General features: G+C 42.5%; 6 protein-coding genes. All 6 read left to right on the forward strand.

What is annotated here, in order from left to right; translation table 11 throughout:
• A partial coding sequence (locus tag CDG79_RS32005) for a GAF domain-containing sensor histidine kinase (RefSeq protein ID WP_143855638.1) occupies positions 1–1352 on the forward strand: 1352 nt, incomplete at its 5' end.
• 246 nt (positions 1353–1598) lie between these two features.
• On the forward strand, positions 1599–7469 hold the full coding sequence (locus CDG79_RS32010) for an ATP-binding sensor histidine kinase (protein WP_094345721.1): 5871 nt from the start codon (positions 1599–1601) through the stop codon (positions 7467–7469).
• A gap of 121 nt (positions 7470–7590) precedes the next feature.
• Positions 7591–13524, forward strand: a complete 5934-nt coding sequence (locus tag CDG79_RS32015) for a trifunctional serine/threonine-protein kinase/ATP-binding protein/sensor histidine kinase (RefSeq protein ID WP_094345722.1) — start codon at positions 7591–7593, stop codon at positions 13522–13524.
• 46 nt (positions 13525–13570) lie between these two features.
• Positions 13571–15136 carry an ABC transporter substrate-binding protein gene (locus tag CDG79_RS32020; RefSeq protein WP_094345723.1) on the forward strand — a complete coding sequence of 522 codons (1566 nt, stop codon included), beginning with the start codon at positions 13571–13573 and terminating at the stop codon, positions 15134–15136.
• 187 nt (positions 15137–15323) lie between these two features.
• Positions 15324–16889, forward strand: coding sequence for an ABC transporter substrate-binding protein (locus CDG79_RS32025; RefSeq protein ID WP_094345724.1), 1566 nt, complete (start codon positions 15324–15326; stop codon positions 16887–16889).
• 196 nt (positions 16890–17085) lie between these two features.
• Complete coding sequence (locus CDG79_RS32030) at positions 17086–19392, forward strand: ATP-binding protein (RefSeq protein WP_223278455.1); 2307 nt, start codon at positions 17086–17088, stop codon at positions 19390–19392.
• The last annotated feature ends 140 nt before the right edge of the window (positions 19393–19532 follow it).

A 19532-nucleotide genomic window follows, 5' to 3' on the forward strand; every position in this document is an offset into this window, starting at 1 on the left:
CCTCTGCCCCTCTGCCCCTCTGCCCCTCCGCCCCTCTGCTCTATCAAACGCCTGAAGCTTGTGAGAAATGCGGGTCACACTGGGTAATTGAGGCATTATCTCAACTCGATCAACCTGCTATTCTCTTGCATTCGCTGCCCTTTGATGATGGTCAAACAGTACCCGTTACCCTAATCAATCGGGTCAAAAATACCCTCACCTTGACTGTAATTGAGAATGCAGTAGTTGAGCCAACCCTAGCGGCTGACCCTTATATTATTCGCCATTCACCTAAGAGTATTCTCTGTGCGCCAATTCTCAACCAAGGCAAATTGATTGGCATTTTGTACCTAGAAAATAACCTGACGGTGGGAGCGTTTACGAGCGATCGCCTACAAGTTCTCAAACTCCTCACGACTCAAGCAGCGATCTCTCTAGAAAATGCCCAACTTTATCGCCAATTAGAGGAATATTCTCATACTCTGGAGCAAAAAGTCGAAGAACGCACCCAGGAAATCACACGTTCTTACACTCAGCTAGAATCAACCTTAGAAAAACTATACTCGACTCAAGCCAAACTAATTCAAGCTGAAAAAATGTCCGGGTTGGGACAGCTAGTTGCCGGAATTGCTCATGAAATTAATAATCCGATTAATTTCATCTATGGCAACTTAGAACCAGCCAGTGAATATGTTGCTTCCTTAATTGAATTAAATAACTTATATCAGAAATACTATCCGCAACCATTGCCAGAGATTGCCGCAAAAATCACCGAGATAGAACTAGAATTTCTGGTGAATGATTTACAAAAGCTACTCTCCTCGATGAGAATAGGAGCAGATCGCATCCGTCAAATTGTGCTGTCACTGCGAAATTTTTCCCGTTTGGATGAATCAGAAATAAAATCAGTAGACATTCATTCTGGTATTGATAGCACACTGTTAATTTTGCAACATCGACTTAAAAACAATAGCAAGCATTCCGAGATTACAGTTATTCGAGAATATGCAAATTTGCCTTTAGTCAATTGTTATGCTTCAGCCTTAAATCAGGTATTTATACATCTGATAAATAATGCCATTGATGCTTTACAAGAATCAAAGGTAAATCGCACACCTACTATTATAATTCGGACGGAATTTTTAGAACCTAAAAAGGTACTAATCCGCATTGCAGACAACGGTGTAGGGATGAGCGAGTCCGTGCAAAATAAGATGTTTAATCCATTTTTTACTACAAAGCCGATTGGTAGTGCTACAGGTTTGGGATTGTCAACTAGCTATTCGATTGTAGTAGAAAAACATGGAGGTCAGTTAAGCTGCATTTCTAAACTAGGAGAGGGAACAGAATTTTTCATTGAAATTCCGTTATAAACCTCGTCTACCTTAAGAACCGTAGTTTTGTAGGTTGGGTTACGCTATCGCGTAACCCAACATACATAAGGTGGTAATGTTGGGTTGCGTTTCACTCCACCCAACCTACATAAATATATCTTTTAAAAAACTCTAGGTTTCAAGATAGATGAGGTTTAGTTTAGTCCTCAGATCCCCGACAACTTGCGCGAAGTCGGGGATCTTTTTTGGGAATACTAAATCTGGAAGTTTCACAGATTTAGCAGCATGGTTAGCACTATTGTCAATATTCGCGGATACAAGGTTAGCGAAGAACTCTACAATGGTTCGAGAACCCTAGTGTATCGAGGGGTTCGAGAGACTGACTCATTACCTGTAGTCATTAAACTGCTGAAAAATCTTTATCCCAGTTTCCATGAACTCTTGTCGTTTCGCAATCAGTATACTATTGCTAAAAATCTCAACTCACCGCTAATCGTTCAAACCTACAGTCTCCAAGCCTATCAGAATGGCTATGCGCTGGTGATGGAAGACTTTGGGGGGATTTCTCTGAAAAATTATTTCACCTCACCAGAGACGCCACATATCGCATCTATAGAAGAGTTTTTACGAATTGCGATCGCCCTGTGCAATACCTTAGATATACTCTACCGAGAGCGGATTATTCATAAAGATATCAAACCCGCCAATATTTTAATTAATCCAGAAACCAAACAAGTTAAATTAATCGACTTTAGTATCGCATCTTTACTACCACGAGAAACCCAAACACTAATCAATCCCAATGTCTTAGAAGGAACACTAGCTTATATTTCCCCAGAACAAACGGGGAGGATGAATCGCGGAATTGATTACCGCACAGATTTCTATTCTTTAGGTGTGACATTCTACGAGTTACTCACAGGAAAGTTACCTTTTGCGTCAAACGATCCGATGGAGTTGGTACATTCTCATATTGCTAAACTTCCACCACTTTTAGGGGATAGAGAAGAGATTCCGCAGGTGATTTCAGATATCGTCATGAAATTGATGGCAAAAAATGCCGAAGATAGATATCAGAGTGCTTTGGGACTGAAGTGTGATTTAGAAAATTGTTTAGATCAGCTACAAGTTTCTGGTGAAATTCAAAGTTTTGAGATTGGACAACGGGATGTTTGCGATCGCTTCATCATTCCCGACAAACTCTACGGACGAGAAACCGAAGCAGAAACTTTACTGCAAGCATTTGAGCGAGTCAGTCTTGGTGCAACAGAAATGATGCTGGTAGCAGGTTTTTCGGGTATTGGGAAAACCGCCGTTGTCAACGAAGTTCATAAACCAATTGTTCGGCAACGCGGTTATTTTATCAAAGGCAAATTTGACCAATTTCAACGCAATATTCCCTTCTCTGCTTTTGTACAAGCATTTCGGGATTTAATGGGGCAATTGTTAACCGAAAGTGATGTCCAACTAGAGCAATGGAAAAATCAAATATTAGAAACTGTTGGAGAGAATGGTCAGGTAATTATTGAAGTCATTCCCGAATTAGAAAAAATCATTGGTGAACAACCACCAGCAGTAGAATTATCAGGAACGGCAGCCCAAAATCGCTTTAATTTATTGTTTCAAAAATTCACCCAAGTCTTTACTAGCGCCGAACATCCATTAGTGATGTTTTTAGATGATTTACAATGGGCTGATTCAGCATCATTAAAGTTGATTGAGCTATTAATGGCTGATACAGGTCATCTTTTCATCATTGGTGCTTATCGAGATAATGAAGTCAATCCAGCACATCCATTAATGTTGACTTTGAGCGAAATTCAAAAAAATCAAGCAGCCATTAATACTATTACTTTAACACCCCTGAGTCAATCCCAAATCAATCAATTAGTCGCTGATACCCTAAAAATTACCGAAAATTTGGCATTACCCCTTTCACAATTAGTCTATCAAAAAACTAAAGGCAACCCATTTTTTGCCACCCAATTTATCAAAGCCCTACACGAAGAAAATCTCATTCAGTTTAACTTGGAGTTAGGCTGTTGGCAATGCGATCTGTCCAAAATTAATCAACAAGCCTTGACCGATGATGTTGTAGAATTTATGGCGTTGCAGTTAGAGAAGTTACCCTTAGCAACCCAGAATATTCTGAAGTTAGCCGCTTGTATTGGCAATCAGTTCGATCTAACAACATTAGCAATTGTTTCAGAACACTCAGAAGTAGAAACCGCAGCCAATTTATGGAAAGCATTGCAAGAAGGTTTGATTTTACCGCTCAGTGATGTTTATAAGTTTTATCAACAAGAGTCATTAGTCACTTGTACTGAGCGTAGTCGTTCGCGTAGCGTCTCGCAGAGAAGTATTAGTCATCTGTCATTAGTAGATAGTCAAAAACAAATGACCAATGACAATGGACAAATGACAGTTTCTTACAAATTTTTACACGATCGCGTTCAACAAGCAGCCTATTCCCTAATTCCCGATGACCAAAAACAAACGACTCATTACCAAATCGGACAACTGCTTCTACAACAGATTTCCGCACAAGCTAGAGTTGACCGGATTTTTGAAATCGTCAATCAATTAAATCACGGAACTGCTTTAATTACCCAACTAACTCAACAAGAAGAATTAGCTAGGCTCAATTTAATTGCCTGTCGCAAAGCTAAAACTTCAACCGCCTATCAAGCAGCGCGTGAATATGCGACAGTGGGATTGTCTTTGTTGGCAGAAAATACTTGGCAGCAGCAGTATGAAATGACCCTCGCCTTATATGAATTAGCTGCGGAAGTAGCAATGCTAAACGGTAACTTTGAGGCGATGGAACAGTTTATTGATATTGTCATTCAACAGGCACATTCCTTACCTGAAAAAGTCAACGTTTACTGTATGAAAATTCAATCTCATATTTCCCAAAGTAAACTGACATCAGCGATCGCGATCGCCCAACGAATCTTACAACAGCTTGGTGTCACCTTTCCTGAAACACCGACACCATCAGATATTCAACAGGAAATCCAAGAGATTGAGGAACTCATTGGAAATAGAAAAATTGCCGATTTGGTTAACTTGCCTGAAATGACAGATGCAGAAAAACTTGGTACTCTTAAAATTGTCAATATCATCAGCCCAGCCGCTTACCTCACTGGCTCAATGCTGTTCCCATTGCTGAATACTTTGTCGGTTAAACTTTCGATTCAGTACGGTAACACATCGATTTCTGCTTTCGGCTATACGAACTATGGCAATATTCTCTGCAATTTCTTCCAAGTCGTGGATACAGGAACACAGTTTGGTTCTCTGGCACTCCAGATTATCTCAAAACTCGATGCCAAAGCAAGTAAAACAGAGGTTTTGATGCTCTTGGGGTTGTTTATTGTACACCGCAACTCTCACATTCAAGAAACACTACCTCTGTTGCAAGAGGGTTACACCACTGCCATAGAATTTGGAAACCTTGTATTTGCTGGGTACAATGGCCACAGTTTTTGTCTCAATTCTTTTTGGTGTGGTCAATCCTTGGCTACCTTAGAGCAGGATATTTGCGCCTACTGCCATAGTTTGACGCAATTAAATCAATTAACAACCGCAAATTATTGCCGGATTTATTGGCAACCTGTTTTAAATCTGCTAGGTCTTGCAGAACATACCACCCTTTTGTCTGGGAAAGCCCTTGAAGAAACAGAATTTCTCCAGCAGCTACAGTCTGCCAAAGATGGATATGGATTGTATATTTTCCATTTGTATAAACTAATGCTTTGTTTCTTGTTTGGAGAAATTGAGCCAGCGAAAAATCATGCTATTGAAGTCAGGCGCTATTTTATGGCTGGTGCGGGATTAGTCAGCGAACCAGTATTTTATCTTTATGATTCTCTGCTAACTCTGGCACAATTAAATCCACAGTTAGATGAAACATCAGAAGCATTGCAGGGTGTCATAGAAAATCAAACCAAGTTACAGCAATGGGCGTATCATGCACCCATGAATTATCAACATAAGGTTGATTTGGTAGCGGCAGAAAAATGTCGAGTGTTAGGACAAAAAGCCGAAGCAATTGAGTTTTACGACAAGGCGATAACTCTAGCCAAAGCCAACGAATATACCCAAGAAGAAGCACTTGCTAACGAACTGGCAGCCAAATTCTACCTAGATTGGGGCAGACAGCGCATTGCTGGGGACTACATGATTGAAGCCTACTATGCCTATGCTCGTTGGGGTGCAAAAGCCAAAGTCGCTGACCTAGAAGCTCGCTATCCGCAACTACTTAGACCTATATTAGAGCAAACCCGTTCTCCTCTCTCCACTCACGAAACTCTGTTCACATTGGGTAGTGTCACCTCCACCAGTTCGGCCATATCGAGTAGTAATGTTTCTCTGGCTTTAGATTTAGCTACTATTCTCAAAGCTTCTCATACTATTTCCGGTGAAATCGAACTGGAAAATCTACTTTCATCGTTGCTTGAGATCGTCATCGAAAATGCGGGGGCTGATAAATGCGTGTTCATGCTTATGCGAGACTCGCGCCTGTTAATCAAAGGGTCAATTACCACAGGTTCAAAGCCAGTTGTCTTGCAGCGTATTCCCATTGAAGATAGCCAGGACATTCCCCACAGACTGATTTACAAAGTCTTGCATGACAAGCAAACTGCTGTGCTGGTGAATGCAAGTACCGATCGCACCTTAGCTAATGACCCCTATATCATCCGTCAGCAGCCCAAGAGTATCTTGTGTAGCCCGATTTTGCATCAAGGGAAGTTGATGGGCATTTTATATCTAGAAAATAATCTAGCAACGGGGGCGTTCACAAGCGATCGCGTCGAACTACTCAATTTACTTTGCGCTCAAGCGGCGATTTCCCTAGAAAATGCTCAATTGTATGAGCGATCGCAGAACTATGCCCAACAGCTAGAGGAATCACTGAACTCATTGAGTGCGAGTAACTATCGCTTCCATAGCTTGGTAGACAATGTGCCTGGGGTAGTTTTTCAATATCCCATGAGTGCCGATGGGGTTATATCGTTGAGCTACATTAGTGCAAATTGTTACAACTTGCTAGAAATTACCCCACAGCAAGCTATGTCCAATTGGCAGTTTTTCACCAATATGGTGCATCCAGATGACATCGCAAGTTTTCTACAGTCCCAAACTCACACCATTCAAACCGAATCTCCCTGGCACTGGTCAGGGCGAATTATCACCCCATCAGGAATTATCAAGTGGATTCATGGGGAATCTCAAATCCAAAGATTTGCCGATGGCTCTATGGTTTGGGATGGATTATATTTGGATATTAGCGATCGCAAACGGGCAGAGCAAGAACTGCAAAACGCCCAATTACAAATAGTGCAGAGTGAAAAAATGTCTGCGTTGGGTAATTTAGTCGCAGGGGTAGCCCATGAAATGAATAATCCTTTGGGTTTTATTGCTGCCAGTCTAAAACAAGCTAAACCCACCCTAGCTGATATTGTTGAACATCTCGGACTATATCAAAAAAGTTTACCCAACAAAAGTGAGGAAATCAAAGACCATGCCGAAGAAATCGACTTGGATTATAGCTTATCAGACTTACCCAAGATGATTGATTCTATGTCGATGGCGTGCGACAGGCTAAAGAACATCAGCACCAGTTTAAGAACTTTCTCTCGTGCCGATCAAGACTACAAAGTGCCATTTAACATTCATGAAGGTATTGATAGCACGATTTTAATTTTGAAACATCGTCTCAAGGCTAATGAACAACGTCCAGCAATTGAAGTTGTCACCAATTACAGTAATTTACCTCAAATTCAATGCTTCCCCGGTCAATTAAATCAGGTATTTATGAATCTGATCGCAAATGCCATTGATGCCTTAGATGAATCTAATACCGGACGCAGTTTTGAAGAAATTAAAGCCAATCCTAACTGCATTACGATTACAACATCAATCGAAAATAATCTAGTTAAAATTGCGATCGCTGATAATGGTAAGGGAATGAGTGAATCAGTCAAATCAAAAATATTTGACCATTTATTTACTACAAAAGCTGTTGGTAAAGGTACAGGGTTAGGGTTAGCGATCGCTCGGCAAATTGTCGAATTAACTCACGGTGGAAAATTGAGTTGTAACTCGGTTTTAGGTGAAGGTACAGAATTCATCATTGAATTTCCGGTATAAATTATTGAACAACAAGATCCCCGACTTCGTAAAAGTTGTCGGGGATCTGAACCTCTCACGAATGATGAAGTAGGGCTATATCTGGGAACACTAAATCTGAAAGTCTTCAGAATTTAGCAGTATGGTAAGCAATCTAGCCAGTATTACCGGATATCGCATGAGTGGAGAACTCTACAATGGTTCCAGAACCGTGGTTTATCGTGGTTATCGAGAAACTGACTCATTACCAGTAGTGATTAAACTGCTGAAGAATCCATATCCGAGTTTCAGTGAATTGGTGCAGTTTCGCAATCAGTACACCATTGCCAAAAATCTCAACTCACCTTTGATTATCAGCACTTACAGCCTGGAACCATACCAAAATGGCTATGCGCTGGTGATGGAAGATTTTGGGGGGATTTCTCTTAAAGATTATTTCACCTCTGACCAGACGCGATATATCGCGTCTGGTCAAGAGTTTTTAGAGATTGCGATCGCACTGTGCAATGCTTTAGATATTCTCTATCGTCAGCGGATTATTCATAAAGATATTAAACCTAGCAATATTTTAATTAACCCCGAAACCAAACAAGTTAAATTAATTGACTTCAGTATTGCATCTCTGCTACCACGAGAAACCCAAACATTCATCAATCCCAATGTCTTAGAAGGAACACTCGCTTATATATCCCCAGAACAAACAGGAAGAATGAATCGGGGGATTGACTACCGCACTGACTTTTATTCTTTGGGTGTGACTTTCTACGAATTACTGACAGGAGAACTACCATTTTCATCAAAAGATCCGATGGAGTTGGTGCATTGTCATATTGCTAAACCAGCACCCAATTTAAGGGAAAGGGTCAAGGGAAAAGAGATTCCTCAAGTCCTTTGCGATCTTGTCAGCAAATTGATGGCGAAAAATGCTGAAGATAGATATCAGAGTGCATTGGGACTGAAATTTGATTTAGAAGATTGTTTATATCAGCTAAATAAAACTGGTGAAATTAAAAGTTTCCCAATTGCGCGACGGGATGTGGGCGATCGCTTCCTCATCCCCGATCAATTATATGGCAGAGAAACCGAAGTAGAAACCTTACTTCAAGCATTTGAAAGAGTCGCTAACCCCCCTGAATCCCCCCTTAATAAGGAGGGACATAGGGGCGTAGAAATGATGCTGGTAGCTGGTTTTTCGGGAATTGGTAAAACTGCGGTTGTCAATGAAGTTCATAAACCGATTGTCCGACAACGGGGTTATTTTATCAAAGGTAAATTCGATCAATTTCAACGAAATATTCCCTTGAGTGCTTTTGTGCAAGCATTTCGAGATTTAATCGGGCAATTGTTAACCGAAAGTGACGCACAAATTCAGCAATGGAAAAACCAAATTTTAGAGGCAGTTGGCGAAAATGGACAGGTAATTATTGAAGTCATCCCCGAATTAGAAACAATTATTGGTGAACAACCAGCAGCGATAGAGTTATCAGGAACGGCGGCACAAAATAGATTTAATTTATTGTTTCAAAAATTTACCCAAGTTTTTACCAAGCCAGAACATCCATTAGTGATGTTTTTAGATGATTTGCAATGGGCAGATTCAGCATCACTAAAATTAATGCAGATATTAATGGCTGATACAGGTCATCTTTTATTAATTGGTGCTTACCGTGATAACGAGGTCAATCCAGCACATGCCTTCATGTTGACTTTGAGTGAGATTCAAAAAACTCAAGCAACGATTAATAAGATTACTTTAGCACCACTGAGTCAAGATCGAGTAAATCAGCTAGTTGCTGACACATTGAAATGTCCAGAAAGTTTGGCATGGACTCTTTCCGTATTAATTTATCAGAAAACCAAAGGGAATCCGTTTTTCGTAACCCAGTTTCTCAAAGCACTGCATCAAGAAAATCTGATTCAATTTGATTTGGAGTTCGGCTGTTGGCAATTTGATATTGCCCAAGTGACAATTCAAGCGGTTACAGATGACATTGTGGCCTTTATGGCATTGCAATTAGGAAAACTACCGCCATCAACTCAAGAGGTATTGCAGTTAGCTGCTTGTATTGGCAACCAGTTTGATTTAGCAACTTTGGCAATTATTTCCGAACAATCGCAAATTGAGACAGCTGCTGCTTTGTGGAAAGCATTACAATCAGGATTGATTTTACCAATTGGTGATGTTTATAAGTTTTATGTTGGGCAAGATAATCTTGTAGTTACTCAAGAAAATCAAGAGACTGTTACATACAAATTTTTACATGACCGAGTACAACAAGCGGCTTATTCCCTAATTCCCGATGAGCAAAAAACAGCAACTCATCTCCAAATTGGACAGTTATTGCGACAAAACTTGTCCGAGATTGAGCTTGAGGAAAAACTATTTGATATTGTCCTGCATTTGAATTTAGGACAAGAGTTAATTACTCAAGTGAGCGAACGAGAAGTACTTGCTCAACTGAACTTCAAAGCTGGAGTCAAGGCGAGAAATTCGACAGCCTACGCCGCAGCAAGAGTTTATTTCCAAACCGGGATGAAGCTATTACAGCCAGACTGCTGGCAACATCAGTATGAATTGACTCTGAATCTGTATATTACCACTGCTGAAGCTAGCTATTTGAATGGTGACTTTGAGGAGATGGAACAGCTGGCCGCATTAGTGTTGCAAAAAGCTCAGACCATTTTAGACAAAGTTAAAATCTACGAAATTCAAATCGCTGCACAAACAGCCCAAAGCCAAATATTAGAGGCGATCGCAGTGGGAAGAGATGCACTGAGTCAATTAGGGGTCGATCTGCCGATTGCAGCCGATGAAGCCCAAATCAACAAAGTGCTACAAGACCTTGTAAATCTTCAAAGGGGTAACAATCCATCTACCCTGGTTAATTTACCCAGGATGAGCGATCCCACCGCGATCGCTGCGATGCAACTATTAGGAGTGTTGTTTGCACCAGTGTTGCTGGGAATGCCCGGATTACTGCCTCTCTTGGGCGCAACGATGGTGAAGTTGTCGCTCCAGTTTGGCAATGCCCCCGCCTCGACGGTAGGATATGGGCTTCATGGGATGATCCTATGTGCCTTTTTGGGCAAAGTCGAAACAGGCTACGAGTTTGGTAGATTAGCGCTCTCGTTGCTAGAGGGGTTGAATGCTCAGTCTATGAAGTCCCTCGCTCTAAACTTGTTTGGATCTTTCATCCAACATCACCAGCAAGCAGTCTTGGCAACATTACCGACACTGAAAGATGGCTACACCACTGGCATAGAAACAGGCGATTTTCTCTACGCTGGCTACAACATAGCAGCTTACGCCTGTAATGCGCTTTTCGCAGGTGTAGAGGTGGACGCGTTGTCATCCGAATTGGCTGCTTACAATGCTGTCCTAGCTCAGATGAAACAAGATTCGGCGCATATTTATTCGGATATGGTGCGGCAAACGCTGGAGCATTTGAGAGAAACGGTAAGCCAACCAGATTGCTTAACTGGCACTATCTATGATGAGACGCTAATGCTGCCGAAGCACCAGCAAGATAACGATCTTACCTCCATTGCCATTGTCTACATCTACAAACTGCTGCTTGCCTACTACTTTGGCAATTATCAGGCTGCCCTCGATTACATCACCTCAGTCAAGTCTTATTTGATGGCAGTATCGGGAATGTTTTTTACTTCTATTTTCCATTTTTATGCTGCGCTAACTCATCTGGCACTCTTCCCCACCCAGCCAGATGCAGAACAAGCAAAGCTGCTTGCTGTTGCCATAACTCATCAAACTGCTCTCCATCAATGGGCGCAAAATGCCCCGATGAATCATTTACATAAATGGTATCTAGTTGAGGCTGAACGTCATCGAGTTTTGGGTGAAAAAGTCGCCGCCAGTGAGTGTTATGACCAAGCTATAACTCTTGCTAAAGCACATCAGTTTATCAACGAAGAAGCCTTAGCCAATGAACTGGCAGCCAAATTCTATCTAGATTGGGACAAAAAGCGCATTGCCCAGGAATACATGATTGAAGCCTACTATGGCTATGCTCGTTGGGGCGCAAAAGCCAAAGTCGCCGACTTGGAAAAACGCTATCCTCAACTCCTCGCCTCCATCCTCCAGCAAACCCGTTCTCCTCTGTCAACTAACGAAACAATCTTCGTTTTGGGGAGTGTCACATCTACTAGTTCCCCTAGTTCCAGTAGTAGCAGCGTCTCTGTTGCTTTAGATTTAGCCGCTATTTTCAAAGCTTCTCAAAGGATCTCAAGCGAAATCGAACTGGAAAAACTACTTTCATCGTTGCTTGAAATCGTCATTGAAAATGCTGGGGCTGATAAGTGTGTGTTAATGCTCTTGCGAGACGAACACCTGCTGATCGAAGGGTCAATCATCCTGGGGACGCAGCCAGTCGTGTTGCAGCGCCTTCTGGTTGAAGAGAGTCAGGATATTCCCCTGAAGCTGATTTACAAAGTCAAACACAATCGGCAGACTACTGTGCTGATTGATCCAACGGCTGATCCGATCTTAGCCAATGACCCGTATATCATTCGTCAGCAGCCTCAGAGTATCTTGTGCAGCCCGATTTTACATCAAGGGAAGTTGTTGGGTATTTTGTACTTAGAAAACAAGTTAACAACGGGGGCGTTCACGAGCGATCGCGTGGAACTACTCAACTTACTCTGCGCTCAAGCAGCCATTTCTCTAGAAAATGCCCAGCTTTATGAGCGATCGCTAAAATATGCTCAACAACTAGAGGAGTCATTCGCCGAATTGAGCGCGAGTAATTCTCGGTTTGAGAGACTTGTAGATAATGTTCCTGGGGTTGTTTATCAATACTCCATAAGTGCCGATGGGGTTATATCGTTGACCTACATTAGTGCCGACTGTTACAACCTGTTAGAAATTACCCCAGAGCAAGCCATGTCCAATTGGCAGTTTTTCGACAATCTGGTGCATCCAGATGATGTCGTGAGTTATCAGCAGTCCAACACTGAAGCCCTTCAAGCCCTATGTCCCTGGCAATGGTCAGGACAAATTATTACACCTTCTGGAATTATTAAGTGGATACACGGAGAATCATGCATCCAAAGATTTGCTGATGGATCTATGGTTTGGGATGGATTATTTCTGGATATTAGCGAACAGCAAGCTGCACTTCGTGAACGTCAACTTGCAGAACTTGCCCTACAGCAGAAATCCCTTGCATTAGAAAATGCCCTGAACGATTTGCAGCACGCCCAACTCCAAATAGTTCAAAGCGAAAAAATGTCGGCGCTAGGTAACTTAGTCGCCGGAGTTGCCCATGAAATCAACAATCCCGTTGGCTGTATTATTGGCAACGTTGAGGCTGTTCAAAATTCCATTAATGACCTATTTGGACTGATTGACCTCTACAACGATAAATTCCCTCAACCTGGGACTGAGATTGAAGAGGAATTAGAGACAATCGACCTGGAATATTTACGGGATGATTTACCCAAGTTAATCAGAGCCATGAAAGATGGTGGCGATCGCATCAAGTCTATTAGCAAGAGTCTTCGTACTTTTTCGCGTGCCGATAGCGACCAAAAACAAACCTTCAACCTCCACGAGGGGATTGATAGCACCATCTTGATTTTACGCCATCGCCTCAAGGCTTCGGAGACTCGTCCAGCCATTGAAGTTGTCACCAACTACGGTAATATCCCAGCAATTGCCTGTTTCCCTGGACAACTCAACCAGGTATTTATGAATATTTTGGCAAATGCCATTGATGCATTAGATGAATCAAATAATGGTCGGAGTTTTGCAGACATTCAAGCCATTCCCAACTGCATAACTATTCAAACATCGGTCGAAAATGAAAAGGTAAAAATTGCAATTAGTGATAATGGTAAAGGGATGAGCGAATCAGTAAAACAAAAGATTTTTGACCATTTATTTACTACAAAAGCTGTCGGTAAAGGTACGGGTTTAGGGTTGGCGATCGCTCGGCAAATTGTCGAAGAAACTCACAGTGGTAATCTGAACTGCACTTCTGTACTGGGACAAGGAACAGAGTTTGTCATTACCTTACCAGTTAAAAAATTAATCTATCTGGGAACAATAAATCTGTAAATCGTTAAGATTTGGCTTTTAATTGCCAGAGGGAAGGAATTATCAAATGTCTAATTGGCAAAACTTTCGCTCCCAATGGCAGCGAGTTCGCTATGGTCTAATTTTCCTGGCTGCTATCTGGTTGAGCTTAGGGATTCCAGGTTGTAGTTTCTTCCCACCCAATTCTCAAATCTCTTCACCTCAGCCGACACAAACTGCAAGCTCAACTCCACAGCGCTTTGACGGCATCACAATTAACTTTGTCAGTCAGGCTGATATCTCTCCGGCGGCAATTAAGCCCCATATCTCCAAGTTTGAATCACAAACTGGCGCAAAGGTTAATCTGATTAATGTCCCGCATCAGGATGTGTACAAGACCCTCTGGAAAGATTGGTCTAGTGGTGTTTCTAAGTATGATGCCGCAACTTTAGTTTCTCCGTGGATGACAGATTTTGCCAAGGCTAGCTATTTGGAAGACTTGACGCAACGAGTGCAGGCTGATAATGCCCTGCAATGGCAAGATGTTACCCCATTCTTCCAAAACTTCAGCGCTACTTACCAGAGAAGCATCTATGCAATTCCTCTTGATGGCGACTTTCACATGGCTTATTATCGGAAAGACCTCCTGGAACAGGCAAAATTAGAACCGCCTAGTACTTGGGAAGAGTATATAGCGATCGCCAGACGATTTCACGGAAAAGACCTCAATGGCGATGGTCAACCTGACTATGGATCTTGCATTGACAGAACTTTTAATGGGACAAATGCAGCTTATTTCTTTTGGTCAATAGTCAGTCCGTTTCTTCAGAGTCAGGGAACTGCCCAAGGGACATTTTTTGACCCACAGACAATGAAACCCTTAGTTAATAATCAAGCCTTTGCTAAAGCATTGGACATTTCTAAACAAGAAAGAGATTATGGATCTCCTCAAGGCACAACCCAACGCGATGTAGCCAAAGAATTATTTATTAGAGGACGATGTGCCCTGAGCGTTTATTGGGGTGACATTGGCACCATCGCAATTAATCCAGCTATTTCTAAAGTCATTGACAAGGTTGGTGCGACCATTACCCCAGGCACAACTCAAGTCCTCAATCGCAATACTGGCAAGTTAGTCGCCTGCGATAAGTTTACCTGCCCCTATAGCCTTGAGAGAGTTAATCATGCTCCTTATGCTGCTGGCGGTGGGTGGGTTGGTGTTGTCAATGCCAAAGCCAATTCCAAGGTGAAGGACGCAGCTTATGCATTTATCTCCTTCATCAGTCAACCAGCGCAATCAAATATCGATGTCACGATTGGGCAGACAGGCTTTAACCCCTATCGCATTTCCCAATTTAACAACCAAGAAGCCTGGATCAAGGCGGGTATGACATCTGAAGCTGCTGACAAATATTTGGGCGGGATTAGTGTCAGCCTTAACAGTCCGAATATGGTTTTGGACTTACGCATTCCTCAAAATCAACGCTATCAAATAGAAGTGATGGGGTCAGTTTTGATTGATTTCTTAACTGACAAGATAACCCGTGAAGAAGCGATGCAACGGATTGAAAAGGGCTGGGAGCAGATTACCAATGAGGTTGGGCGTGAGTCTCAACGCACAGCCTACCGTGCCAGCCTGGGGCTAACTCCATAAAAAATTTTTAATATAGCGTTTCTCAATCATACAAGTTACATCATAGCCCCCTCTCGAAGAGCGGGGAGGGGGTTGGGGGTGGGGTTCTTGTACTTCACTCAACTGAGAAGCGCTATATATCTGGGAATAATAAATCTGTAAATGGTCAAAATTGGGCAGTTAAAAGCCGGAAGGAAGGAATTATAAAATGTTTAATTGGCAAAATTTCCGCTCTCTGTTGCAGCGAGTTCGATATTATCTGATTTGCCTAGCTGCCCTCTGGTTAAGCTTAGGGGTTCCAGGTTGCAGTTTTTCCCCACCCAATTCTCAAACAGCTTCATCTCCTCAATCCACCCAGATCAACCCCACGGCACAACGCTTTGACGGTGTGACGATTAATGTCATTACCCAAAAAGGGGTACTCGATGTTGCACTTAATCGGCACATCGGTAACTTTGAATCTCTGACTGGCGCAAAGATCAATATGGTGGCTTTTCCCTTTGGAGACCTCTACCAGAAACTTCAACAGGACTGGTCGAGCCGCACTCCTAAGTACGATATGGCAGTGATTCTTTCTAAATGGTTGATTGACTTTATTAATACCAACGATTTAGAAGATTTAACTAATCGTGTTCAGTCTGACTCTGCCTTGCAATGGCAAGATATTGCTCCCATCTTTCGGGATGTGAGTGCAAAGTATAAAGACCGTATTTACACGATACCCTTAGACGGTGATTTTCACATGGTCTACTATCGCAGCGATCTCTTAAAAAACGCTGGATTAACGCCGCCGACAACCTGGGACGAATATCTGGCGATCGCTAAACAGTTTCAGGGCAAAGACTTAAATAATGATGGGACACCAGATTATGGCTCTTGTATGGCAAAAGGGCCTCGCTTTGGCGCTTACTTACTATTTTCCTCAATTGCTAGTTCTTTGCTGCAATCTCAGGGAACGGCACAAGGAGTATTTTTTGACTTGGAAACCATGAAACCCCTGGTTCAAAATCCAGCCTTTGCTAAGGCGCTGGATATTTATAAAAAAACGATGGAATATGGACCACCCAAGGAAGCAAACTTGGGTATATTTGCCGAAAGAGAAATGTTTATCAGTGGTAGATGTGCCTTGACCCTGGAATGGGGAGATATTGGCACATTAGCCATCGATCCTGCCAAGTCGAAAGTGATTGACAAAGTAGGCGCTGTTGTAACTCCGGGAAGCACTCAGGTACTCGATCGCAAGACAGGGAAATTGGTTGCTTGCGATAAGTTTACCTGTCCATACTCCCTGGGTGGGGTTAATCATGCGCCTTCTACTGCCTTCGTGGGTTGGTCAGGCGTTGTCCATGCAAAAGCAGCACCAAGGGTCAAGGATGCCTCCTACTCGTTCATTTCCTATATGGGTCAGCCTGCTCAGGCAAATGTGGATGCCACTATTGGTGCCACAGGTGTCAACCCTTACCGAAGTTCTCAATTTAAAACTACTGATGTCTGGGTGAAAGCAGGGATGTCGCCCGATGCTGCTAACAACTATTTAAGTGCCATCGGTGTCAGTCTGAATAGTCCAAACATGGTTTTGGATCTGAGGATTCCTCATAACCAAGAATATCAACTGGAAGTCCTTGATGGTGTTCTCACCAATTTCTTAATAGGTAAACTGACGAAAGAGCAAGCGATGCAGCAGATTGAACAGAGATGGGAGCAGATTACCAACAAAGTGGGACGTAAGTCTCAACGCGCCGCTTACCGCGCCAGCCTTGGGCTAACCCAATGAGGGAGAAATCAATTCAAAATTCAAAATTAAAGAATTTATTTCTGCCTCCTGCCTCCTCTTTCCCAATGCCCAATACCCAATGCCCAATTCAATTGTTCATTTTACAGATGAAGTGGGCATCTTAAAAATAATTGGAGATGACTGATAATACACTTATTAATCTCAGTAGTTCGGGGCTGTAAAAGGAGCCACACCAGTGCGAAATTGGAACCTCAGCACAAAAATTATTGCTTCCTATTCAGTGCTAATCGCAGTGATGGCAGGGACAATAGCTTCAGGCATGTACTGGCAGTTGTACTCTAGTCAACGGCAGGCAATCCGTAATCGTCTGTTGGCGATTGTCAGTCTGGCAGTTCCCCAAATCGATAGCGATTATCACGGATTGGTTCTCCAGCGCAGTGATCGCACCTCAGCCTTTTACAAAATTAATCAAGATAAGCTTGTATCTATTCAAGCAACCAGTAAAGATATATTACGTATTTATACAGTACGGCAACAACCAAATAAAAAATTTGTCTATGTCTTAAACTACGACCCTGCCGATCGAGGTAAAACTGTATTAATTGGCATGGATTACACAAAGTCATTAGATGATTTGTATACAGCCGTTGCCCACAATGCACCGTTTGTTGAGCAGGAATTTTACAATACAAATGGCGAAACCATTCTCTACGGCTATGCCCCAATCAGCAATCTTCAGGGTCGGGTGAATGGATTTTTGGTGGTTGAATTAGATGCAAGTTCTGTAGTGCGGCAGGAATATCGGGTAGCGGCATTTGCTTTCGTAAATTTTTTGGCTGTGTTGTTACTGACTGTAGTTTTAGTGCGTTGGCTATCGCGATCGCTTGTAGTCCTACCAGTTTTACAAATCAATAGCGCCGCCAAGCAATTAGAAACGGGAAATTGGAATGCGACTCTAGCGAGCAATCGCACTGATGAACTTGGAGAACTTTCCGCATCCTTTAATAGCATGGCCAAACAGTTGCAAACCTCCTTTGCAACCTTAGAACAAAAGGTAGAAGAACGGACACTAGAACTAGCAGAAGCAAAAGAGAAAGCTGATACTGCGAACCTTGCTAAGAGCGAGTTTCTGGCTAACATGAGCCATGAATTGCGAACTCCACTCAATGGCATCCTGGGCTATGCCCAAATTCTTCAAAATGGTGAACCCTTAACAGAACGAGCTAAAAAAGGTATAGATATCATCTATCAGTGCGGCAATCATTTGCTCAATCTGATTAACGATATCCTTGACCTCGCCAAAATCGAAGCCCGGAAGTTGGAATTGTATCCTGAAGATGCTTATTTTCCGGCACTACTGGAAGGCGTTGCAGAGATGATGCGCGTGCGTGCTGGTCAAAAAGGAATTCCTTTCACCTATCAACCTGATTCTTATTTACCTGTTGGCATTACAGTCGATGAAAAACGCCTACGCCAAGTGTTGATTAACTTATTGGGCAATGCCATTAAGTTTACTGACGAAGGCGAAGTTACATTTCGCGTTCAAACTCACGAACTAGAAACTTCAACCTATCAAATTCGCTTTGAGATCGAAGATACAGGGGTCGGGATATCACCAGCCGGACTCACAAAAATCTTCCAACCCTTTGAACAAGTGGGTGATACCAAGAAACAAGGAGAAGGTACTGGACTAGGACTAGCAATCAGTCAGCAAATTGTGACTTTGATGGGTAGCACTCTAAATGTGGAAAGCCAGGTGGGAAAAGGTAGCACTTTTTGGTTTGAGGTCGAACTACCTGAAGCTAAAGAATGGGCAACAAGTCTGCGAACAACTAAGCAAGGGAGGATTTTGGGATTTGAAGGCAGCAAGCTCAAGGTGCTGGTAGTAGATGACCGTTGGGAGAATCGGTCAGTTGTGGTTAGTTTACTGGAACCTTTGGGTTTTGAAGTGATTGCCGTCAGTAACGGTCGAGAAGGATTGGCAATGGCGCAGGAGATTCATCCCGATCTGATTATTACAGACCTGATGATGCCAGAAATGGATGGCTATGAGATGCTGCGACAGTTGCGACAGATTTCTGAATTAAAGAATGTTCCAGCGATCGCCTCTTCAGCTAGCGTATTTGAAAGTAACCAAAATGAGAGTATCACAGCCGGAGCCGATGCGTTTTTACCCAAGCCTGTAGAAGCTCCAGCGCTACTGAAGTTGTTGGAAAAATACCTGAATCTGAAATGGGTTTATGACCAAAAATCCATTGCTGTGGAGCCAATAACAGCCAACTCAGAGGCAATATCGTCATCTACCCCAGATGAGATCGTTCCCCCAACTGATGAGGTTTTATCGCAGTTACACACATTTGCGTTGCAGGGACGTTTGATGGCCATCGAGCAACAGCTAAAAACCTTAGAAAAAACAGATGGGCAATACAAACAATTTATTCAAGAAGTGCGTCAGTATGCAGACAATTTCCAGACTGAAAAAATCCGAACATTAATTGAACAGTATCTTCCCCGATCAAAGGGAGTGGGGACTGGGGACTAGAAAATAATTCTTGTCAATGCCCAATGCCCAATCCCCAATGCCCATCTGTTTTTTCTAAGGTTTTTAGCTGTTGCTCGATGGCCATCAAACGTCCCTGCAACGCAAATGTGTGTAACTGCGATAAAACCTCATCAGTTGGG

The sequence above is a fragment of the Nostoc sp. 'Peltigera membranacea cyanobiont' 232 genome, from assembly GCF_002245985.1.
Lineage (GTDB): Bacteria > Cyanobacteriota > Cyanobacteriia > Cyanobacteriales > Nostocaceae > Nostoc.